This window comes from Phenylobacterium sp. J367 (genome assembly GCF_024699985.1).
GTDB lineage: Bacteria > Pseudomonadota > Alphaproteobacteria > Caulobacterales > Caulobacteraceae > Phenylobacterium.
On record NZ_JAJONA010000001.1, the window covers coordinates 2,383,549 to 2,404,532 of the forward strand.

A 20,984-nucleotide genomic window follows, 5' to 3' on the forward strand; every position below is an offset into this window, starting at 1 on the left:
GGCTCACGCCGCCTTCTTGCCCGGCGACCAGTCGAGGTCGTCGGAGGCCGCGCCGTAGAACCAGCCCTGGGCGTAGTCCACGCCGGCCTCGCGGACGGCGGCCTCGGCCTCCTCGGTCTCGACCATCTCGGCGAGCGTGCGGATCTTCAGCTCCTGGCACATGGAGACCAGGTGCTTGACGAAGGTCGCCTCGCGGCCGCCGCGCTGCAGGTCGCGGATGTAGCGGCCGTCGATCTTCAGCACGTCCAGCCTGAGCTGCTGCAGGTAGGCCAGCGACGCCGCCCCGGCCCCGAAGTCGTCCAGGCAGATCTCGCAGCCCTGGTCGCGCAGCGCGCCCAGGTGCCGGTCGGCGACCTTCAGGTCCTCCAGCGCCGCGCTCTCGGTGAGCTCGAACATCAGCCGCCCGCGGGCCTTCGGATAGGCGGCGATCGCCCGGGTCGCGTTCTCGATGAAGTCGCTGCTGGCGATGGTTCGCCCCGAGACGTTGACCGCCAGCTTCAGGCCGGGCCGCTGGACCAGGGTCTCGAGCGCGCGCTCCAGGATCGCCAGGTCGAGGCTCTCGATCAGATCCATCTCCTCGGCCATGCGGATCAGCGGGAAGGGGCTGCCGTCGCCGAACCGGACCAGGGCCTCGTAATGGTGCAGGCCGCCGGTCTGGAGCGCGATCACCGGCTGGTACACGAGGTGGAACTCCCGGTTGCGGATCGCCGAGCCCAGGGCGCCGACCTCGTCGAGGGTCTTCTCCATCGACTTCGACAGGGCGTCGCTCAGCGTCGTCGGCATGTTCGCGCCCGGGCCCTCCTTGAGGAAGGTGTCGAGGCAGTAACGCAGCGCCCGCACCGCCTGGCGGTCGCCGTCCGACTTCAGCGGCACTGCCTCGGCCGTGGCGGTGATCTGGCCGGCGGTCCCGGCGTTGACCAGCTTGGTCACCCGCTGGACGAGGGCGCTCATGGCCTCGCCGCGGGCGCGGACCAGGGCGAACCGCTCGTCGCCCAGCGCCGTCGCCGCCGCCCCGCCATAGGCTTCGGCCCGCAGCGCGCCGGAGAGCTTGCGGTCCAGGGCCGCGCGGTCGGCCGGGGAGGCGCCTTTCCGGGCGGCCTCCAGGCCTTCCATGTCGACCATGGCCAGTTCGAGTTCGTGGCCGTCCGACTGGGCGGTCTTGAGCAGGGTGACCGCCAGCTCCTCGAAGGCCTCGCGGTCCTGCAGCGCGCCGCTCCTGGGCGCGTTGCCGGTCGAGGCCCGCGACAGCGAGCAGGAGACCGCGCCGGCGTTCTCCGGCAGGCGGAAGGCGCAGATCGAGACCGCCCGGTCGCCGCCGTCCCTGGGCGCGGCTAGGCGGGCGATCACCGGGCGGCTGCGGGCGCCCCTCCTCGAGGCCTTCGAACAGGGCCTCGACCATGGCCATGTCGTCGGCGTGGATGAAGTCGGCCCAGGCGCGGCCCACCAGCTCGCCCTCGGCGGCGCCCGAGACGACCTCGCTGGCGCCGAGCGCCAGCGCGATGCGCCCGTCCGCCCCGACCTCCAGCAGGAGGTCGGCGTTCGCGAACGCGAGGCCGAGCAGCCGGGACACGGCGATCGTCAAGGAGCCCTCCCAGGCGAGACTGTCGGCCGGCAAGCTACAGGGATGCGATTAACCCTCGGTTGCCGCCGAACCGGTTGTCCGATCAGGAGAAAAGGGGGGCGCCGGCCCGGGCGGGGAGCTCTGACCCGGCGCCCTCCAACCGCCTTCCCGCGGTTGCGCCGGACGGGAAGGGCGTCTCATCTCGCCAGGATCTAGGCCGGGATCGCCTGCGGCTCGTCCTCGCGGGCGCCGCGCCGGCGATGCTTCAGCTTGCGCTTCCGCTCGGCCAGCACGGTGAACAGCCGCTCGCGCTGATGCTCGGCGGCGCCCAGCACCCGGCTGTTCTGAATCTCCAGGTCCTGCGCGGCCTCGGCCGCCAGCCGTTCCATGCCCTCGGCGTCGACCTTCCACAGCAGGTCGATCAGGTCTGAGACCAGCAGCTCCAGGGTCGCCACCCGCGCGACGAGGTCGCGGCGGCTGGCGGCGATGTCGTCGTTCATCTCGGACGCCTCGGCCTACTCCAGTCGTTAGCAGGCTAGTGGTTCACGTCTTAAAGTTTAGCTATCGCAACTGGGGGTTTATGGTTAGCGGGCGGTGAAATTTCTGTCGCCGAACCGGTCCAGGCTTGCGACCGTCAGCCCCATGATCGTCTCAGCCCTCCTCGCCCCGCTTCTGCTCGCCAGCCCCGCCGTCTCCGCCGCGTGCGACCTGGAGCGTCCCCTCGGGGGAGGCCGGCTGCACGCGCGCCGCCGCCGACGCCCTGCCGATGAACGCCCTGCAGGCGGTCGGCACCCACAATTCCTACAAGCTGGCCATCGCGCCGAAGGAGATGGCGCTGCTCAGGGCGGCCAATCCGAGGACCGCCGACACCCTCGACTACAGCCACCGCCCGCTCGCCGCCCAGCTCGACGACGGCGCCCGCCAGCTCGAGATCGACCTCCTCCTCGACCCGGAGACCGGCCGCTACGCCGACCCCGTGTTCCACCGCCTGGCGAAGGACGGCGACCCTTACGACTTCACGGCCCTGCGGAAGCCCGGCCTCAAGGTGCTCCACGCCCAGGACGTCGACTACCGCGCGGTGTGCAACCTCTTCGCCGACTGCCTCGGCGAGATCCGCGCCTGGTCGCAGGCCCATCCCGACCACGTCCCCCTGCTGATCCTGCTGAACCTCAAGGAAGGTCCGACCGGCGTGCCGGGCGGCGTGGTGGCCCCGGTGTTCGACGCCGCCGCCATGGACCGGATCGACGCCGAGATCCGCGCCGCCTTTCCGGAGACCGCCCTGATCACCCCGGACAGCGTGCGCGGCCGCCACCCGACCCTGAAGGCCGCCGTCGCCGCCGGCGCCTGGCCCACCCTTGGCGCCGCCCGGGGCAAGGTGATGTTCGCCTGCGACTGCCCGCCGGAGCAGGTCGCGCGCTACCTGGGCGACCGGCCCTCGCTGGAGGGCCGCGCGGCCTTCGTGAACATCGGGGAGGACGCGCCGGCCGCCGCCTACATCACCCTGAACGAGCCGGTGGAGCAGCAGGCCCGCATCGCCGCCGCCGTCCGCGCCGGCCTGATCGTCCGCACCCGCGCCGACGCGGACACCGTGGAGGCCCGCACCGGCGACCGCCGCCGCCAGGCCGCGGCCTTCGCCTCCGGCGCACAGTACGTCTCCACGGACTACATGCAGCCCGATCCGCGCTTCCCCGCCTACACCGCCCGCCTGCCGGGCGGCGGCGTGGCGCGGATCAGTCCGGCGCGGTCGCGATAGGGGCGGGCTCGGTCGCCGCCACGTCGGTGGCCGGCGGGGCCTCCGCCACCTCGACCTCGGCCTTGTCCTTCTTCTTCTTGTCGCCGCCCAGCACCTTGCGGGCGACGCTGACGGTGGCCTTGCCGAGGGTGTTGCCGACCATGCCGCCGGCGATGCTGCCGACCGGGCCGCCCGCGGCGCCCAGGGTCTTGCCCACCAGGCCGCCGGCCATGCCGCCGCCGGTCTTGGCGACGTCGAGCTTCTTCTTCTTGGACTTGCCCTCGGCCTGAGGCGGGGGCGCCGGATCGCCCGGCTGCGGGCCGGCCACCGCGGGATCGGCGGGGACCGCCACGGTCGGAACCTCGGCCGACGGCGGGCCGTCGGGCGGTGGGATGTCGACGTGCTGGGGGAGCTCTTCGAGCGGCGGCGCGGGCGCTTGTTCAAGCGGCGCGGCCAACGCCTGCGCGTTCGCCGCGACCGGCAGAGCCCCAGAGAAGACGAGGGGGCGCCCGCCAGGGCCGCGATCAGCGTCGTACGCATGGGCGCACCTCCAAAGACTTCCCGTCCCCCTGCGAGGGGGTAAGAACGTCTTTGGAGGACGCCGGTTCAGCTGAGCTTGGGTCGGGCCCGTGTCGCCACGGGCCCGCCAGCCTCAGGCTGGGATCAGCCCTGGACCCGGAGGTTCGTGGCCGAGGTCTTGCCCGACCGACGATCCTGCTCGAGATCGTAGGAGACCGTCTGGCCTTCATTCAGGCCGCGCAGGCCCGCCTGTTCGACCGCGGAGATGTGGACGAAGATGTCCTGGCCGCCGTCCGAGGGCTGGATGAAACCGAAGCCCTTGGTGGGGTTGAACCACTTCACCGTGCCGTCGCCGGAGCCGGAGATCTGGCCGGGGGTGCGGCCGCCGCCGCCGCCGCCGCCGAAGCCGCCGCCACGGGGGGCGCGGTCGAAGCCGCCGCCGCCGCCGCGCGGGCCGCCGCCGAAGCCGCCGCCGCCGCTGCGGGCGACCGGGGCGCCTTTGGCCCGTCACCACCAGCTGACCGGCCGACAGCTTGCCGGACCGACGGTCCTGCTCAAGCTCGTACGAAACCTGATCGCCTTCGTTCAGGCCGCGCAGGCCTGCCTGTTCCACCGCCGAAACGTGGACGAAGACGTCGGAGCCGCCGTCGTCCGGTTGAATAAAACCAAAGCCCTTAGCGGTATTGAACCACTTGACCGTGCCGCTCGCCATTCGCGTGACCTAACCGAGATAGAAGTCTTCCGACGCCAACCGGCGCCCGGCCGGCCACCGAGTTTGGTGGGCCGTGCACGCTATGTAGCTGTGGAAAACGCCTTAGACCAGCGGCGCCGTGACAGAAGCAGACAATCGGCCTATCAGCGTGCGCCTTTGGCCACGCCTCCGGGACAGTCTAGCACCGTGCAAAGCATCTGTATCTATTGCGGTTCGGCTTCCGGCGCCGATCCCGCCTTTCTCGACGAGGCCGTCCGCGCCGGGACGTTGATCGCCAACCAGGGATTGACCCTCGTCTACGGCGGCGGCCGGGTCGGCCTGATGGGCGCCGTGGCCGACGCGGCGCTCGCCGCCGGCGGCCGCGTGGTCGGCGTCATGCCCGAGGACCTGGTGGCCCGCGAGATCGCCCACACCGGGCTCACCGAGCTGCACGTCGTGAAGAACATGCACGAGCGCAAGCTGAAGATGTCCGAGCTCGCCGACGGCTTCCTCTGCCTGCCGGGCGGTCCCGGCACTTTCGAGGAAATCTTCGAGCAGTGGACCTGGGCGCTCCTCGGCATCCACGCCAAGCCGTGCGGCTTCGTCAACGTGAACGGCTACTACGACCTGACCCGCGCACTCATCCAGCAGATGGCCGACAAGGGCTTCTCCCAGCAGCCCTACGTGGAGATGCTGATCTACGCCCGCGACACCGCCGAAGCCCTCGACGCCTTCCGCGCCTACGTCCCGCCCCCGCCCAAGTGGAGCGGCCAGGGCGTGAAGCCTTAGAAGCGATCATCCCTCCCCTTCAGGGGAGGGTGGACGGCGCGTACGCGCCGCCGGGTGGGGGTGTCAGGTCCGGGCGCGGCGTGGACCGGAAGGGCGTCCTTCCCGAAGAGCGCTGCGCCTGGTCGCGGCTTCCCCACCCCAGCCGCTGCGCGTGCCCCTCCCCTGAAGGGGAGGGACCAGACTACTCCGCCGCCACCCGCTCCGCGCTCTGCGGCATGCGCGAGCGGTGGTACGGCCGGTCGCCCAGCACCGTCGCCCGGTTCATCACCCGCCTGGCCGGCAGGTAGTCGTTGACCGCATAGTGCTGGGTCACCCGGTTGTCCCAGAAGGCGATGGCGTTCGGGCTCCAGCGCCAGCGAACCTGGAACTCCGGCTTCAGCACGTGGTCGAACAGCATGTTCAGGATCGCGTCGCTCTCCTTGCGCCGCAGCCCCTTGATCCGCTCGGTGAAGCCGTAGTTGACGAAGAGGCCGTCCTCGCCGGTCTCGGGGTGGGTCCTGACCACCGGGTGCAGCACCGGCGGATGCTCGGCGACCGCCCTGGCGTGCTTCTCGGCGCCCGCCGCATTGGCGACGATCCCCCGCGTGGGGAACCCGCGCGCGAAGTCGTGGACCGCGTCCAGTCCGGAGAGGAAGTCCCGCATCGTCGGCGACAGCGCCTCGTAGGCCGCCTTCATGTTGGCCCAGAGCGTGTCGCCGCCGCTCTCCGGCAGCAGCTTCGCATAGAGGATGGACGCCATCGGCGGCGTCTCGATGAACGTCACGTCGGTGTGCCAGGCGTCGTTGTCGGTCGGGTTGCCGGCGTGGTTGTCGAGGATGAACAGCTCCGGCGCCTCGGGCACGCCCGGATAGAGCGGATGGGTGTGCAGGTCGCCGAACCTCGCGGCGAAGTCCCGGTGCTGGACCGGGGTCAGCCGCTGGTCCTCGAAGAAGATCACCTGATGCTTCAGCAGCGCCGCGCGCACCGCGCCCACCAGGTCGTCGGACAAGGCTTGCGAAAGATCGACGCCCTCGATCACGGCGCCGATCGTCGGCGTCAGCGGCTTCACTTGGAACGGCATGGCGGACCTCCGGATGGGCCACGGAACCCCATCCGGAGGCGGTCGTCAAAGCTGGAGGCGCCTAGAGCCGGTTGGTCAGCCACTCGCTGGGCGGCGTGTCGCCCGGGCAACCGTCGCGGAACGGCACGGTGAACTCCCGTTCCCAGGCGGCCGGCAGCGGCGGCGCCTTCTCGATCTGGCCGAGCGCGTTCTCAAGCTCCGTCGAACTCCATTGCGTCACCGCGGTGGTGGGCGCGTAGAAGCATTTCTCCACCTCGCTCCAGGGCGAGGTGAGCATGTCGTAGCCGCCGACCGCGTGGTTGTTGACATAGACCCGGAACGACGGGATCGCCGAGTGCCTGAAGCTCAGCTTCAGCTTGCCGTCGCAGCAGAGCTTGAAGGTCATCACCCCGCCCTGGAAGCGCAGCAGCTTGCCGGTGGCGGCATAGCTCAAGAGGTTGTGCGCCTTGCCGACGCGCACGAAGAGCTCCCAGCTCCCGCTCAGGCACTCGCCGGTCAGCACCTGCGGCGGACTGTGCAGCTCGCCCTGGCTGTAGGTCTCGTTTGTCGGCGGGCAGAGCTTGCGCATGACAACCACTGCGTCGCGGTACTGGTCAGGGGCGACCGGCGCGGCCAGCTTGCCGGCCAGGGCGCCGCCGCCCGGGCTCTGGGCCAGGCCCGTGGCGATCGAGCCGATGTTCTGGTGATCGCCGTGATAGGCCGCCAGCCGCTGGGCCAGCGTCGCCGCCGGGTCCTCCGGCACGTCGGCCTGCGCAGGCGTGTAACCGGCGTCGGTGTCGAGCTCGCGCGAGACCTTCCTGTGCTCGTTCGGGCAACAGACATAGAGGTCACGCCACAGGTAGCCGCGGTACTCCTTGCTGCTCCGGAAGGCGGCCCATTCCTGCAGGTTCGCGAAGCCGTCCGGCGGCGTCGGGTTGCCGGTGGCCAGCATGGCCCGGCCGCCCATCCGCATCTCCTGGGTCATGGTCGCGTCTTCCCAGCCGGTGGCGGCGGGCATCCGCCGGGTCGGCAGCGGCGCGGTGTTGGCGTGGTAGGGGATCCAGAACACCACCTTGATGTCGACGCGCAGGTGGCGCTCGTTTCCCACCTCGATGGTCCCGGGCGTCAGGTCGATGTCCGGCCAGGCCTCATGCGGGACCGGCTCGGGCCCGGGGACCACGTTCGGCGGCAGGTCCACGTCGGCCACCAGCCGGGGCGGTCCGTCGCCCCGGTGCAGGGCCACGATTGCCATGCCGCCGTCCGGCTTGGGGACGCCGAACCGCCGGACCAGCGTCGGCGGGTCGGAGGCGTAGACCCGGCCCTCGGCGAGGTCTTCGATCGTCCTTGGCTTGTCCAGCCGTTCCAGCGGCTCGGGCCGGTGGAGGCTCAGCAGCAGCTCGGCCAGCAGGTCGGGATCGTCAGGCAGGGCCTCGGCGTCGAGGCCGGCGGCCTTCAGGTGCTTCACCACCGCGGTCCTGCCGAGCGCGACGACGGCCTTCGTCAGGGTCGCGCGGTCGGTCTCGGGGGATGTGAGGATGGCGTAGAGGTCGGGCATGGGGCGCACTCCGGTTTCGCGCTCGCCGCCCCAGGAGGGCCCGGAGGGACCCGTCGGCAGGTCAGGCCTCAGGTCGGGCCCGCCAGGCATCCTGCGCCGGGAGAGGCCTGCGCGGTGTGACCGGGGTCCTTGCCGGCCGAGGCGTCACGCAAGCCCTTCCCATCCGGCCCGGGAGGCGGGAAAATCCGGCGGGACATTGGCTGGAGGTTCCGGGGAAGACGATGTTCAGGACGCTCATCACAGGCCTGGCCCTGGCGCTCGGCCTCGGGACGGCCGCTGCCGCCGCCGCGCCCACGCCGACAACCGCGGACTGGACCCTCCGCGACTTCGCCTTCCGCTCCGGCGAGCGCCTCCCGGCCCTGAAGCTGCGCTACCACACCCTGGGGACGCCCAGGCGCGACGCCGCCGGGAACATCACCAACGCCGTCCTCGTCCTGCACGGCACCGGCGGCTCGGGCCGGTCCTTCGCCAATCCGATCTTCGCCGACGTGCTGTTCGCCCCGGGCGGCGCCCTCGACCCGGCGACGTACTTCATCATCATGCCGGACAACCTCGGCCACGGCGGCTCGTCCAAGCCCTCGGACGGCCTGCGGACGAAGTTCCCGAAGTACGACTACGGCGACATGGTCGAGGCCCAGCGCCGGCTGGTGCAGGAGCACCTGGGCGTGAAGCGCCTGCGCCTGATCATGGGGACGTCCATGGGCTGCATGCACAGCTTCATGTGGATCACCCAGTGGCCGGAGAGCGCCCAGGCCGCCATGCCGCTCGCCTGCCAGCCGGTGGAGATCGCCGGCCGCAACCGGATGTGGCGCAAGATGGCCATCGACGCCATCGAGGCCGACCCGGCCTGGAACGGCGGGAACTACACGGCCCAGCCGCAGCAGGGCCTGCGCACCGCCCAGGACCTGCTGATCCTCGCCGGCTCCGCCCCGATCCAGATGCAGGCCGCCATGCCGACCCGCGCCGCCGTCGAGGCCTGGCTGGCCAGGGAGCTTCCGGCCCGCATGGCGGCGGCCGACGCCAACGACCTGATCTACCAGCTCGACAGCTCGCGCACCTACGACCCCTCGAAGGACCTCGGGAAGGTCACCGCCACCGTCACCTGGATCAATTCGGCCGACGACTTCATCAACCCGCCCGAACTGGGCATCGCCGAGCGCGAGGAGAAGAAGATGCGCCGCGCCCGCTTCGTCCTGATCCCCGCCAGCGAGAAGACCCGCGGCCACGGGACCCATACCCAGGCCGCCCTGTGGCAGGACGAGCTGAGGGCCTTGCTCAAGCGCTCGGAGCCCACGGGCCGCTGACCGTGTTATGGTGGCGAGCACCAGGGAGGAGCCCCGCATGAAGAAGACGCTCTCCGAGGAAGACCGCAACAAGCTGGCCCTGCACGGGGTCTTCGCGGTCCACCAGATCGCCCGCTGGATCGCCACCCGCGACGACGTGCCGGCCGATATCCGCGACCGCCTGCGCGGCCACATCTCGGCGATCGAGGGCGTCCTCGTCACCACCGGCCACGACTGGATCAAGGACGAGATCGAGGCGACCGAGGCCGCGCTCGCGTCCTAGCGCACGTAGCTCGCGCCGTTGATGTCGAGCACCGCCCCGGTCATCGCGGCCGGGGCCTCCAGCGCGAGATAGGCGATGGCGTTCGCCACCTCGTCGGGCATCGCCACGCGGCCCAGCGGGATGTCGGCCAGCAGCTTCTCGCCGCCGCGGCTCGCCATATAGGCCTCGGGCTCGTCGTTCATCGTGAAGCCGGGACAGACCGCGAAGGCCAGGACGCCGTCGCGCGCGAACCCCCGGGCGATCGACTTGGTCATGCCGACCATCCCGGCCTTCGAGGCCGCATAGTGCCAGTGGGCGGGACTGTCGCCGCGATAGGCCGCCCGGCTCGCCACATTGACGATGCGCCCGCCGCCCTGCGCGCGGAACTGCTGCACGGCGCGACGGCAGAGGTCGGCCGCGGCCTGCAGGTTGATCTGCAGCGTCCGGCCCCAGGCCGCCTGCCACTCTTCCAGCGACGCCTCCACCGGCGCGGCCTCGAACACCCCGGCGTTGTTGACCAGCACGTCGATCCGGCCGTCCAGCGCCGCCAGCGCCCGGTCCCAGAGCGCGTCCGCCGCCGCCGGGTCGGCGAGGTCGACCCCCAGCACGCCGTCGCCGGCCGTCGTCCCGTGCCCGATCACCCGCGCCCCCTTGGCGGCGAGCGCCGCGACGGTCGCCGCCCCGATGCCGCGCGTGGCGCCGGTGACGAGGATGTGGGTCATTCCGCGCCCTTCAGCTTGCGGTCGAAGAACGCCAGGCTGGCCATCGCCCGGTGGTAGCGGTTCATCGGCGTCCAGCCGCCCCGGTGGCGCAGGCCCGGATAGACCATGGTCTCGAACGGCGTGCCCTTGGCCTGCAGGTCGAACATCACCCGCGTCGAATGGTCGAAGGTCACGTTGTCGTCGGCCATACCGTGCACCAGCAGCAGGGCGCCGGGCCTCAGCCGGTCCAGCCTGCGGACCACCTCCGTCGCCTCGTAGCCCGCCTTGTTGTCGGCCGGCGTCCCCATGAAGCGCTCGGTGTAGTGGGTGTCGTAGAGGCTCCAGTCGGTGACCGGCGCCCCCCGCCACCCCGGCTTTGAACGGACTGTCCGGCGCGGTGAGCAGAAGCAGCGTCATGTAGCCGCCGTAGGACCAGCCGGTGACGCCGATCCGGTCGGCGTCCACATAGGGCAGGGTCTTCAGCCACGCCGCGCCGGCCAGCTGGTCGACCACCTCGAGCTGGCCGAGCTTGCGGTCGATGGCGTGCTTGAACCTCGTCGGCCGCTCGCCGACGCCCCGGTTGTCCAGTCGGAAGAGGATGTAGCCGGCGTCCAGCAGGATCTGGTCTTCCACCGTGTGCCAGGTCTTGGAGACCCTGGGCCCCGACGGCCCGCCATAGACCTGCACGATCACCGGATACTTCTTCGCGGCGTCGAAGCCCGGCGGGGTCCTGAGCGACCAGTTCAGCGACTGGCCGTCCGCCGCCTTGATCGTGCCGAACTCCGGAACCCTGAGCCGGTCGGCGTAGCGGAAGTACGGATGGCCCTTGGCCAGCCTGTTCTCCTCGATCCAGCGCACGCGGGTCCCGTCGGCCCGGTAGAGCGCGGTCTGCGGCGGGGTCTTCGGATCCTCGTAGGTCCCGGTGAAGGCGCCGCCCTTCGGCGCCACGGTCACGTTCCACCAGCCGCCGGCCGAGGTCAGGGCCCTGGCCGCCCCGGCCTTGCGGTAGGACGCCGAGTAGAGCCGGCGGCTCACCCCGTCGTCCTCGCTGCCGAGGAACAGGACCACGCCCCGGTCCTCGTCGACCCCCGAGATCTGGTGCGCCGGCCAGCCGGTCTTCGTCACCTGACGGATCAGCCGGCCGGCGCCTGAGTAGAGGTAGAGCTGCCGCGTCCCCGACCGCTCCGACGACCACAGGAACGTCCCGTCCTTCAGCGGCTTCAGGTCGTTGGTCAGGTCCACCCAGTGGTCGCTGGTCTCGGTGAGGATGACCTTCGCCGCCCCCGTCGCCGGGTCCACGGCCAGCAGGTCGAGCCGGCGCTGGTCGCGGCTCTGGCGCTGCACGTAGAGCGTCCGCCCGTCCTTCGCCCAGTCCACGCGGGCGAGGTAGATGTCGGTCTCGGCCCCCAAATCGATCTTGGTCCGCGCCCCCGTCGCCAGGTCGGCGACATGGAGCTCGACCCGCGCGTTCGGCCGCCCGGCGCGCGGATAGCGCTGGGCCACCACCTTCGCGCCGGTGGCGCCGACCTCCGGCCGGTCGACGATGTCGACGCCGGTCTGGTCGACGAAGGTCAGCGCGATCCGCCCCTCGTCCGGGCTCCACCAGTAGCCGGTCAGCCGGTCCATCTCCTCCTGGGCGATGAACTCGGCGGTGGCCCAGCTCTTCAGCTCGGTCCCGCCCTGGGTCACGGCCCGTTCCGCCCCGCCCGCCGTGGGGACCACATAGAGGTTGTCGTCGCGGACGTAGGAGACGAAGCCGCCCTTCGGCGAGACCTTGGCGTCGATCTCGTCGCCCGGCGTCTTGGTCAGTTGCCGCGCCTGGCCGGCCGCCAGCTCATAGAGCCAGACGTCGCCTTCCACGGGCGCCAGGATGAAGCGGCCCTGGTCGTCCCAGGCGTAGTCCACCACGCCCCGCGTCGCCACGCCGGCCCGCTCGCGCCGCGCCTTCTCGGCCTCGGAGAGCTCCCGCTCGGCCGGCGCCAGCTTGCGTCCGTCGAGCAGCATCCGGGGCTCGCCGCCGGCCACGTCGGCGATCCACAGGTCGGTGACCTTCAGGTCGTCGGCCTTCACCTTCACATAGGTCACCGCCTTGCCGTCGGGCGACAGCTTCACCCCCTGCGCGCGCGGCCCGTTGAGGTCCGGGCTTTCGAAGATCCGCTGCGGCGGAAGCTGCTCGGCGCCGGCCGGGCTGGCGAGGAGGGCGGCCGCGAGGCTGGCGGCGACGAGGCGAGACATGATGCGGAGGTTTCCCCAGGAACGGAGCGTGCGTTTCACCAGCCCGGCGACCGCTTGGCAATCGTCCCCCGATTTGCGACGTCTCCCGCGTGACCGAGGGGGAGAACGGCATGAGTCTTCACGTGACCACGGGCGGCGTGCGCGCCGTCGTGCTGCTGGCGGGCGTCCTGGCGCTGGCGGCCTGCGACGGGCCGGGCCCGCTGAGCAAGAAGGCGAAGGAGGGCGACGCCGCGCCGCCCGCCGCCCCGGCCGCGCCGCCGATGCCCGCCGCGCCGAAGCCGCCTGGCTGGGCGCCGGCCCTGCTCGGTCAGGAGCTCACCGCCGTCTTCCCGAACGCCCTGCCGTGCGAGGGCGGGGTGGACGGCCTGGGCGACCGCTACCAGGACGCGGTGACCGTCACCGGCTGGGCCTGGAACACCGAGGCCAAGGCCCCCGTGGCGCGCGTGGTCGCGGTGAACCGCAAGGGCCGTTTCGTCGGCTTCGGCGAAGGCGGCCAGACCCGGCCGGCCGTCGCCGAAGCCCCTGACGTCACCTACCAGCGGGCCGGCTGGTCGCTAGTGACCGGCGCTCCGGCGAAGAACGGCGTCCGCGTCTATGGGATCGACGAGGGCGCCCGGGCGGCCTGCCTGCTGGGCGAGGTCGCCCCCATTCCCTGAGCGCACCTCCCAACGCCCGGCGACCGCGGCGGTCAGGCGCTCCAGCGCGCCGGCCGCCGGGCCCTTGAGCCGCAGGGCTGGGCGCTCGACCAGCACCCAGGACAGCCACGCCAGCACCACCGTCCCGCCCAGCGCCACGGCATAGTAGGTGAGGAAGCCCGCGCCGGCCGCCTCGGGGATCCAGCGCACGGCGAGCTGCTGGCAGGGGAAGGCGTAGATATAGACCCCGTAGGAGATGTCCTGGCCGCGCGTCACGCGCCGGTCGAGGTTCAGGTTGCGCCCGACCCAGACGGCCACCGATCCGTAGAGGAAGATGCTGATCACCTGGGCGAAGGTCGCATCGTGGTGGCCGAGCAGCATGGCCGCGGCCGAGACGCCGATGGCCTGGCGCAGCCGGCGTTCGTCGGCCTCCTGCAGCCAGGCCCCGAAGGCGAAGGCGCCGACGAACATGGCGATCCAGCCGACCTGCAGGAAGTCGGTCAGGACGACGTAGCGGGCGTTGATCGCGTCGAACGCCCCGCCGAGCGCCTGGGCGGCCACCGCCAGGCCGAAGATCGCAGCGGCCGCCACGAAGGCCCGCACGCCCTTCGGCCCGAACACCGCCGCCAGGGCCACCAGCACGTAGCACATCACCTCGTAGCGCAGCGTCCAGAGCGAGCCGTTCGGCGCATCCTTCACCGCGCCGTCCTCGAACACGCCCGGCATGCCCAGCACCGGGACATGGAAGAACGGGACCGCGTTCCACAGGTACGCCCAGGTCTTCGGGTGGCGCAGGTAGTCATTGACCGGCAGGGAGGTGGCCAGCGCGCAGGCGAGCACGGTGACGGCGCAGCAGACCGCGAGGCCCGGCACGATCCGCAGCGCCCGGGCCGAGGCATAGGCCGCGAGGCTCCGCTGCACCGCGCTGCGGCTCACCCAGTAGCCGCTGACCACGAAGAAGATCACCACGGCGATCGCGCCGTAGGAGCCGCCGGGCAGGGTGGGCTGGTCCAGTCCCGCCAGGGCGAACATGTGACTGTGAAGGACCATCAGGGCCGCAAGCAGCCGGATGGTGTCGAAGCTCCCGCTCCGCGGATGCACGTCGGTCATAAGCCCCGCCACTCTGCTGGGAGAGACCCAGCACCCGGAATCCCCCGACTCCCGCTCCTAGGACGGCGCGGCCAAGGTTGATCCCTAGGTGGTCCGCCCTCGGGCCGAGCCGTTCAGAGGCGATAGAGCCGAACCGGCGAGCCCTTGGCCCTGGTGATCACCTCGCGGGCCTCGAGGTCGAGCTGCACGCACTTCAGCCACCAGCCGGCGGTCGAGCCGCCCGGGAACAGGGCGTCCGGCAGGCGGGGCAGGATCTGGGCCTTGAGCTCGTCGACCGTCGCGCCCGGCGCCGCGGCCGGCAGGACCGCCAGCATCGCCTCCCGCATGGCCAGGTATTTCTCGGCGTTCACCCGCTCGGACCGGCCGGGCGTATGGGGGTTCAGGACCTCGATCTTCTCCGACGTCGCCATGCGGTTCCTCCCTGCGCGTCCGCAGGACGATCCTGGCCCATCCCTCCCCTTCAGGGGAGGGAGAGATCGCGCAGCGATCCGGGTGGGGGGAGTCACGTTCAAGCGGAGAGTCCAGGCCTGGCCCACACTTCCCCACCCCGGCCGCGGGGCGCGGCCTCGCCCCCTCCCCCTTCAGGGGAGGGATGGCTCTAGGCCGCCCCGCGCGCCTTGCGCTTCGGCGCGTCCGCCGGCGCCTCCAGCGCCGTCGCCATGGCCTCGTAGAGCCGCTGGACCTCGAGCGGCTTGGCGACGCAGTCGTCCATGCCGGCGTCGCGGTATTCGGCGAGGTGGTGGGTCATGACGTTGGCCGTCAGCGCCAGGATCGGGGTCCGCGCCCGGCCGGTGGTCGCCTCCTCCGCGCGGATGGCGCGCGCGACCTCGGTCCCGTCCATCCCGGGCATCTGGCTGTCCAGCAGGACGATGTCCCAGTCCTGGCCGCGCCAGGCCGCCAGCGCCGCCGTCCCGTCCTCGACCAGGGTCGGCTCGATGCCGCCCTGCTGCAGCAGGGTCTGCAGGACCAGCCGGTTCACGGCGTTGTCCTCGGCCGCCAGCACCCGCAGCTTGCGGTCCATCGCGGCGGCAGGGCTGCGGGCCGGCTCGGCCGCCTCGCCCTTGGGCGCGGGCGCCAGCGGCACGGCGAGGATGAAGGTCGAGCCTTCGCCCGGCGCGCTCTCGACGCGCATCTCGCCGCCCATCAGCCCGGCCAGCTCCTTGCAGATCGCCAGCCCGAGGCCCGTGCCGCCATGCCGGCGGAAGTCGGAGGCCTTGGCCTGGGCGAACGGCCGGAAGAGGCCCGCGAGCTGCTGCTCGGAGAGGCCCGGGCCCGTGTCGTCCACCCGCAGCTCGGACCGGTCTCCGGCGCGGGCCAGCGTCACGTGGACCGCGCCCTCCTCGGTGAACTTCACGGCGTTGGAGATCAGGTTGTAGGCGATCTGCCGGATGCGCGCCGGGTCGCCCAGGAAGCGGCCCTCGGCCCCGGGCTCGATCTCCAGCACCAGGCGCAGGCCCTTGGCGTCCGCGGCGCTCGAATAGGCCTGGACCGCGCCCGTCACCACCTCGGCGGCGTCGAAGGCGACGGTCTCGATCTCCAGCTTGCCGGCCTCGATCTTCGAGAGGTCCAGCACGTCGTTGAGGATCGCCAGCAGCGCCGCGCCCGACTGGCGGATCACGGCCAGCCGCGCCGCCTGGGTCTTCGGCAGCGGGTCCGCCGCCATCGCCTGGGCCATGCCCAGCACGCCGTTCAGCGGCGTGCGGATCTCGTGCGTCATGGTCGCCAGGAAGCGGCTCTTGGCGTGGTTGGCGGCGTCGGCCTCGTCGCGGGCGTCCATCAGCGCCTCGGCGTTCATCCAGCCGTTGCGGATCGCCACCCAGATGTGCGCCACGAAGACCACGCCGGCGATCTGCACGCAGGCGACGCCCACCGGGCCGAGCTGGCTGGCGGTCAGCCAGGGCAGGGCGAACCACTGCAGCAGGAACGGCGCGATGCCGACCGCCAGTATGGTCCGGTCGTGGTGCATGTGGACGCCCACGTGCAGCAGGCTGGCGGCCACCAGGATGACGATCACCGCCTGGCCCGCCGGGCCGCCCTGGACCCACAGGTAGGGCGCGATGGCGGAATAGACCCCGGTGCTGAGCAGGGTGGCGCCGGCGCAGTGGAGCCGCTGGCGCGGCGTCGGCGGGGCCTCGGACTTCAGGAACGGCCCGAAGGCGAGCGCGTCGGGGATCTGCGCCAGGGCGACGGCGGCGAACCAGAGTAGCGGCCAGATCGACGGCGCGAGCACCATGCTGAGCGCGACCATGACCGCCGCGGCCCCGAGGCGCGTGAACCGCGCCTGGGCCCGCGCCCGTGCGATCAGTGCGAAGTCGCGGCCGGCCCGCATCGAACCTCGATCTCCCGGTTGGACCGCTCACCTGACCACACCGGCGCCTAACGATACGTTTCGAAGAACGTGGTCTTCCCGACTAGTCGAGGGCGCGCTGCCGCGCCGGCGGCGGCGTTCGCAGCGTCGCGACGTCGGGGGGACGGTCGGCAGCCGGCGCGCTTCAGGCCCCCGCCGAGCTGCCAGATGCGGTCGTTGAAGCCCAGGGCCCAGTCGTTGCGCTCCTGCGGAGACAGCTGCGGCTCCCCCGCGCCCATGGGCCGTAGGGTCGTGGGAGGCGGTGACAGGCAGAGGAATCCCGGCGCGATGTCGTGGCTTCCACCCTCGGGGTCCATCGAGACCACGGTGACGCCGCGGACGTCGCCGCGGGCGAACGCCGCCTGAGCCGCGGCCCGGCCGGTCTCGTACGCCCAGCGGACACGCACCTCGCAATCGGCCACGTCCTCGCACGGCTCGCGCCGCGACCACGCGATCAGGTGGTCGGCCACATAGCTGACGATCGCGTAGGGAGGCCCATCCGTCGCGGTCCGCTCCCATCGCACCGTGACGATCGCGGAGCCGTGGCCGAAGGCGACGCGGCAGTCCTCCGGGTCGCAGGCGTAGAGAGCCGGTGGTGACCGGCCGGCCAGGGGACGCGGCGTTCGGGTCCCGAAGAACGGCCGCAGCACGGCCATCTCCCGCCGCGAGAGCGGAAGCGCGGGCAGGGCGAGGGGCGGGCCGTCGGGCGCGTCCGAGAGGAGGTTGCCGGGACCGATCGCGGGCGAGCCGCCGTCCAGGCCATGCAGCCGCACGTCCAGCGCCATCTCGGGGGCCGGGCAAGGCCGGTCGGCGAACGGCGGGACGGCGAGCTTCGAGCCGGTCTGCGCCAGCCAGGCCGGATCGGGTGGCCGCAGTTTGAGGCGGACGCCGTCGCCCTCCACGCCGCTGGGGCGGCAGCCGCCGCGCTCGGGGACCTCCAGCGTGAAGGTCTTGAAGCCATGGCGGATCGGCGGCGCGGCGTCCTCGCATCCGGAGAGCAGCAGCGCTGCGACGGCCAGAAGCCGGAGCGGGAGGGGGAGCGCCATCGGGTTCGCATCCTGCGCCGTCCGCACGCTGAGCGCTACAGGCGGCGAGGATAAAGACATGTGTCTCGATATATCTTGACTGAAGATATATCGAAACCTATATCGTCGCCATGAAGCACATGCATCACTGCGGACGCGGCCGCCATTTCCGCGCCACCGACGACGCCCAGGGGCATCGTCACGGGGGCCGCCACGGCCATCACCGCCGCGGACCGCGCGCCGGCCGGCTGTTCGACTACGGGGAGCTGCGGCTGCTGATCCTGGCCATGCTCGCCGAGCGGCCCGCGCACGGCTACGAGCTGATCAAGGGCATCGAGGAGCAGTTCGGCGGCGCCTATTCCCCAAGCCCTGGCGTCATCTACCCGACGCTGGCCTGGCTGGACGACAGCGGCTACGCGGTCGCGGAAGTCGAGGAGGGCGGGCGCAAGCGCTACACCGCGACGCCCGAGGGCCAGGCCTTCCTGGCGGAGAACGCCGAAACCGTGGCCATGCTGAAGGCCCGGGCCGGCGGCGACGCCGAGACGCGCCACGCCCGCCGCAACGCCCCCGCGCCCGTCCTGCGCGGCATGGAGAACCTGAAGATGGCGCTGCGCCTGCGCATGCGCCGCGGCGACCTCGACGCCGACGCCGCCGAGAAGATCGCCGCCATCCTCGACGCCGCCGCCCAGTCCGTGGAGCGCAGCTAATGGCCGGCGCGGTCGCCGACGTCGCCACCGCCCACGCGGCGAAGTACCTCGTCCAGCTCTGCAAGCACTGGGCCCACAAGCTTCCCGTCAAGCAGGCGGGTGACGCCGGCCGGATCACCCTCGGCCTCGGCCAGGCCGACCTGCTGGCGGAGAGCGGGACTCTGCGGATCACGCTCACCTCGCCCGACGCCGGCCAGCTCGACCCGCTCAAGGACGTCGTCGCCCGCCACCTCGTCCGCTTCGCCTTCCGCGAAGAGCTTGTCTTCGACTGGCGGGACGCCTGAGCGATCGCGCGCCCGCGGCTGGCGCGGGAAAGGCTAGGCCACGAGCGCGTAGTCGGGCGAACTCCGCAGGCGCAGGGCGTCCTGGTAGGGCGGCGCGCCATAGACCCGGCTGTACTCGCGGCTGAACTGCGACGGGCTCTCGTAGCCGACGGCGAAGCCGGCGCTGGCGGCGTCGACGGCCTCGATCACCATCATCCGCCGCGCTTCCTGCAGCCGCAGCCGGGCGCGGTATTGCAGGGGGCTCATGGTCGTCGCCGCCTTGAAGTGGCTGTGGAACGACGAGGCGCTCATGCCGGCCTCCGCCGCCAGGCGCTCGACGCTGACGGGCCGGGCATAATTGTCCTTCAGCCAGGCGATCGCCCGGCTCACCTGCCGCAGGCGGCTTTCGCCCGCGGCGATCCGGCGGATCGACGGCGCCTGCGCCCCCGACAGCAGCCTGTATAGGATCTCGCGCTCGGCCAGGGGCGCGAGATAGGGCGCGTCCGCCGGCGCATCCAGCAGGCGCACCAGGCGCAGCGCGGCCTCCAGCAGGCCGGGCTCCGTGGCGCTGACCCCCAGCGCCGGCCCGACGGGTTCGGGGCCCGGGTCCAGGGTGTGCTGCAGCATCAGCTCGGAGAGCGTGGGCAGGTCGATGTCGACCACCATGCACAGGTAAGGCCGCTCCGGGCTGGCCTCGAGGATCGCGCCGGTGAGCGGCAGGTCGACCGACACCGCCAGATAGGTCGCCTCGTCGTAGAGATAGCTGCGTCCGCCGAGCTCCACCTGCTTGCGGCCCTGGGCGATGAGGCAAAGCGAGGGCTTGTAGACCGCCGGCGTCGACTGGGTAGGGCGGGAGGATCGCACAAGGCTAAGGCGCGGAAGCGACGAGGGATAGAAGCCGTCCTCCGTCGCGTGCCGGGCGATCAACGCGGCGATTTCGTCGATCTGAACCATGGCCGATTGTTCCGCGCCCGTCTTTCACGTGCAAGCGGGCGAGCGGCGAACTTGCAGGATCGTGCAAGAATCCCGGAGAGGCGTTCTACCGTCCCCGACGCCTGGCCGGCCACAACGTCTCCATCGCCGATCCGCATGACGCGGCGGCCGAAAGGAGCACGAACACCATGACCACCCCCGCCAACAAAGTCGTCGCCCTGACCGGCGCCAGCAGCGGCATCGGCGAGGCCACCGCCCGCCACCTGGCCGCGGCCGGCATGCGGGTCCTCGTCGGCGCCCGCCGCGAGGCCCGCCTCCAGGCGCTGGTCGACGACATCCGCGCCGCTGGCGGCGAAGCGGATTTCCGGGCGATGGACGTCACCCGGCGCGAAGACGTCGAGGCCTTCGTCGCCCACGCCGAGGCCCGCTTCGGGCGCTTGGACGTGCTGGTCAACAACGCCGGCCTGATGCCGCTGTCCCCGCTGGCCGCCCTGAAGACCGACGAGTGGGATCGCATGATCGACGTCAACATTCGTGGCGTCCTGAACGGCATCGCCGCGGCGCTGCCGCGCTTCCAGGCCCAGGGCGGCGGGCACGTCGTCAACGTCGCGTCCGTGGCCGCCCACCAGGTCTGGCCGACGACGGCGGTCTATTCGGCGACCAAGTACGCTGTCTGGGCGATCACCGAGGGCCTCCGTCAGGAGCATCCCGACATCCGCGCGACCATCATCTCGCCGGGCGTCGTCGAAAGCGAACTGGCCGACACCATCACCGACCCGACGACGGCGGCCGCCATCCAGGAAGCGCGCAAGGTGGCCCTGAAGCCCGACGCCATCGCCCGGGCGATCCGCTACGCCATCGAACAGCCGCCGGAAGTCGGCGTCGGCGAGATCATCGTCCGCCCAATGGGCGGCGCCTTCTGACGACCTTCCGGCGAGGCCGCCCCTTCTCGCCGGCGCGGGAGGGGGCGGAGGGCGTTCAGAGGCGCCCCTCGCCGGCATGGTCCGACATTGGGCCGCCAGGGGCGGCGCTTTGCTGGAGCGCCCCGCCTATGCAGATGGCGAGGCAGAGCATCGCGCCCAGCAAGGTGGCGATGAACCCGGGCGAGGACGGTCCCGCGATCAGCAGGGCCAGGATGAGAATGGCGGCGACGCTGCCGCCCACGAGCAGGAGGGCCGCCGCGTACCGGGCCTGGGCGGTTCGGCCGGCGCGGTCCGGCGGTGATCCGCGGACCAGGGGCTCCCTCGGGGCCCGGGCCGGGAGTGTCGCCGGGGTCTGCGGGGCGGGGTCCGGCGCCACGAACAGCCGGGCGTCGCACCCGAACGCGCTGGCCAGGGCCTGAGCCGTTTCCAGGCTCGGCGCGCCGCCGTTCTCGAGGCGCTGCACCGTCCGGACGTTGATCCCGAGGATCAGCGCCAGTCGTTCCTGCGTCCAACCCCGCTCCCGCCGCATCGTCCGGATGACCATCCGCCAAACCTCCGCCTGTCGCGGTGCGATCCTGCGCGGCGCGCGCCCGTCGCGCCACGGCATTTGGCCGACATCGGCCGGAGACCCGCGCGATTCCAACAACCTCCCCTGCCCCAGCATCTGCGACCGA

22 protein-coding genes and 2 pseudogenes are annotated in these 20,984 nt (G+C 71.9%); 8 read left to right on the forward strand and 16 right to left on the reverse strand.

What is annotated here, in order from left to right; translation table 11 throughout:
- Nucleotides 1-3: 3 nt before the first annotated feature.
- Nucleotides 4-1,347, reverse strand: a complete 1,344-nt coding sequence (locus tag LRS04_RS12845) for an EAL domain-containing protein (RefSeq protein ID WP_257816709.1) — start codon at nt 1,345-1,347, stop codon at nt 4-6.
- 426 nt (nt 1,348-1,773) lie between these two features.
- Nucleotides 1,774-2,061, reverse strand: a complete 288-nt coding sequence (locus LRS04_RS12850) for a hypothetical protein (protein WP_257816710.1) — start codon at nt 2,059-2,061, stop codon at nt 1,774-1,776.
- A 266-nt stretch (nt 2,062-2,327) separates the two neighbouring features.
- Between LRS04_RS12850 and LRS04_RS12855 the strand changes: the two genes are divergently transcribed.
- Complete coding sequence (locus tag LRS04_RS12855) at nt 2,328-3,314, forward strand: phosphatidylinositol-specific phospholipase C1-like protein (protein ID WP_257816711.1); 987 nt, start codon at nt 2,328-2,330, stop codon at nt 3,312-3,314.
- Here the strand turns inward: LRS04_RS12855 and LRS04_RS12860 are convergent.
- From LRS04_RS12860 to LRS04_RS12870, 3 genes and pseudogenes are all read right to left on the reverse strand, one after another.
- Nucleotides 3,292-3,750, reverse strand: coding sequence for a hypothetical protein (locus LRS04_RS12860; RefSeq protein WP_257816712.1), 459 nt, complete (start codon nt 3,748-3,750; stop codon nt 3,292-3,294). The two genes, LRS04_RS12855 and LRS04_RS12860, sit on opposite strands and share 23 nt — an antisense overlap.
- Nucleotides 3,751-3,956: 206 nt before the next feature.
- Entirely contained in the window at nt 3,957-4,178 is a 222-nt protein-coding gene (locus tag LRS04_RS12865) for a cold-shock protein (RefSeq protein ID WP_257819099.1), read from the reverse strand.
- A 148-nt stretch (nt 4,179-4,326) separates the two neighbouring features.
- Nucleotides 4,327-4,524 (reverse strand): annotated as a pseudogene (locus tag LRS04_RS12870) (cold-shock protein); the annotation flags it as partial.
- Between the two features lie 186 nt (nt 4,525-4,710).
- Between LRS04_RS12870 and LRS04_RS12875 the strand changes: the two are divergent.
- A complete protein-coding gene (locus LRS04_RS12875; protein WP_257816713.1) occupies nt 4,711-5,292 on the forward strand; it encodes a TIGR00730 family Rossman fold protein in 582 nt (193 codons plus the stop codon).
- A 181-nt stretch (nt 5,293-5,473) separates the two neighbouring features.
- Here the strand turns inward: LRS04_RS12875 and tauD are convergent, their stop codons facing one another.
- A complete protein-coding gene (gene tauD, locus LRS04_RS12880) occupies nt 5,474-6,352 on the reverse strand; it encodes a taurine dioxygenase (RefSeq protein WP_257816714.1) in 879 nt (292 codons plus the stop codon).
- Between the two features lie 61 nt (nt 6,353-6,413).
- The gene (locus LRS04_RS12885) at nt 6,414-7,886 is read right to left on the reverse strand and encodes a hypothetical protein (protein WP_257816715.1); all 1,473 of its coding nucleotides are present in this window, start codon (nt 7,884-7,886) and stop codon (nt 6,414-6,416) included.
- A 221-nt stretch (nt 7,887-8,107) separates the two neighbouring features.
- On the opposite strand from LRS04_RS12885, the gene LRS04_RS12890 reads away from it, so the two are divergent.
- Nucleotides 8,108-9,190 carry an alpha/beta fold hydrolase gene (locus tag LRS04_RS12890; protein WP_257816716.1) on the forward strand — a complete coding sequence of 361 codons (1,083 nt, stop codon included), beginning with the start codon at nt 8,108-8,110 and terminating at the stop codon, nt 9,188-9,190.
- 37 nt (nt 9,191-9,227) lie between these two features.
- Entirely contained in the window at nt 9,228-9,452 is a 225-nt protein-coding gene (locus tag LRS04_RS12895) for a hypothetical protein (RefSeq protein WP_257816717.1), read from the forward strand.
- Here the strand turns inward: LRS04_RS12895 and LRS04_RS12900 are convergent.
- The 3 genes and pseudogenes from LRS04_RS12900 to LRS04_RS12910 all read right to left on the reverse strand — a co-directional run.
- The gene (locus LRS04_RS12900) at nt 9,449-10,153 is read right to left on the reverse strand and encodes an SDR family NAD(P)-dependent oxidoreductase (protein WP_257819101.1); all 705 of its coding nucleotides are present in this window, start codon (nt 10,151-10,153) and stop codon (nt 9,449-9,451) included. The two genes, LRS04_RS12895 and LRS04_RS12900, sit on opposite strands and share 4 nt — an antisense overlap.
- Nucleotides 10,150-10,440 carry a prolyl oligopeptidase family serine peptidase gene (locus tag LRS04_RS12905; protein WP_374577186.1) on the reverse strand — a complete coding sequence of 97 codons (291 nt, stop codon included), beginning with the start codon at nt 10,438-10,440 and terminating at the stop codon, nt 10,150-10,152. The genes LRS04_RS12900 and LRS04_RS12905 overlap by 4 nt, the downstream gene beginning before the upstream one ends.
- A 100-nt stretch (nt 10,441-10,540) precedes the next feature.
- A pseudogene (locus LRS04_RS12910) lies at nt 10,541-12,367 on the reverse strand (DPP IV N-terminal domain-containing protein); the annotation flags it as partial.
- Between the two features lie 110 nt (nt 12,368-12,477).
- Between LRS04_RS12910 and LRS04_RS12915 the strand changes: the two are divergent.
- Entirely contained in the window at nt 12,478-13,023 is a 546-nt protein-coding gene (locus tag LRS04_RS12915; protein WP_257816718.1) for a hypothetical protein, read from the forward strand.
- Here the strand turns inward: LRS04_RS12915 and LRS04_RS12920 are convergent.
- From LRS04_RS12920 to LRS04_RS12935, 4 genes are all read right to left on the reverse strand, one after another.
- Nucleotides 12,922-14,112, reverse strand: coding sequence for an acyltransferase (locus tag LRS04_RS12920; protein WP_257816719.1), 1,191 nt, complete (start codon nt 14,110-14,112; stop codon nt 12,922-12,924). The two genes, LRS04_RS12915 and LRS04_RS12920, sit on opposite strands and share 102 nt — an antisense overlap.
- 113 nt (nt 14,113-14,225) lie before the next feature.
- Nucleotides 14,226-14,522 (reverse strand): hypothetical protein, encoded by a 297-nt coding sequence (locus LRS04_RS12925; RefSeq protein ID WP_257816720.1) that lies wholly within the window; start codon nt 14,520-14,522, stop codon nt 14,226-14,228.
- A 188-nt stretch (nt 14,523-14,710) separates the two neighbouring features.
- On the reverse strand, nt 14,711-16,441 hold the full coding sequence (locus LRS04_RS12930; protein WP_257816721.1) for an ATP-binding protein: 1,731 nt from the start codon (nt 16,439-16,441) through the stop codon (nt 14,711-14,713).
- Nucleotides 16,442-16,488: 47 nt separating this feature from the next.
- Nucleotides 16,489-17,505, reverse strand: coding sequence for a hypothetical protein (locus LRS04_RS12935; RefSeq protein WP_257816722.1), 1,017 nt, complete (start codon nt 17,503-17,505; stop codon nt 16,489-16,491).
- A gap of 119 nt (nt 17,506-17,624) precedes the next feature.
- Here LRS04_RS12935 and LRS04_RS12940 point away from each other — a divergent pair, with 119 nt between their 5' ends.
- Nucleotides 17,625-18,191 (forward strand): PadR family transcriptional regulator, encoded by a 567-nt coding sequence (locus LRS04_RS12940; RefSeq protein WP_257816723.1) that lies wholly within the window; start codon nt 17,625-17,627, stop codon nt 18,189-18,191.
- Nucleotides 18,191-18,475, forward strand: coding sequence for a DUF2218 domain-containing protein (locus LRS04_RS12945; protein WP_257816724.1), 285 nt, complete (start codon nt 18,191-18,193; stop codon nt 18,473-18,475). The genes LRS04_RS12940 and LRS04_RS12945 overlap by 1 nt, the downstream gene beginning before the upstream one ends.
- 33 nt (nt 18,476-18,508) lie before the next feature.
- On the opposite strand, the gene LRS04_RS12950 is transcribed toward LRS04_RS12945, so the two are convergent.
- Nucleotides 18,509-19,408 carry an AraC family transcriptional regulator gene (locus LRS04_RS12950; protein ID WP_257816725.1) on the reverse strand — a complete coding sequence of 300 codons (900 nt, stop codon included), beginning with the start codon at nt 19,406-19,408 and terminating at the stop codon, nt 18,509-18,511.
- A 167-nt stretch (nt 19,409-19,575) separates the two neighbouring features.
- On the opposite strand from LRS04_RS12950, the gene LRS04_RS12955 reads away from it, so the two are divergent.
- Complete coding sequence (locus LRS04_RS12955; protein WP_257816726.1) at nt 19,576-20,310, forward strand: SDR family oxidoreductase; 735 nt, start codon at nt 19,576-19,578, stop codon at nt 20,308-20,310.
- 55 nt (nt 20,311-20,365) lie between these two features.
- Here the strand turns inward: LRS04_RS12955 and LRS04_RS12960 are convergent, their stop codons facing one another.
- Nucleotides 20,366-20,854 (reverse strand): helix-turn-helix transcriptional regulator, encoded by a 489-nt coding sequence (locus LRS04_RS12960; RefSeq protein WP_257816727.1) that lies wholly within the window; start codon nt 20,852-20,854, stop codon nt 20,366-20,368.
- Nucleotides 20,855-20,984 lie beyond the last annotated feature (130 nt).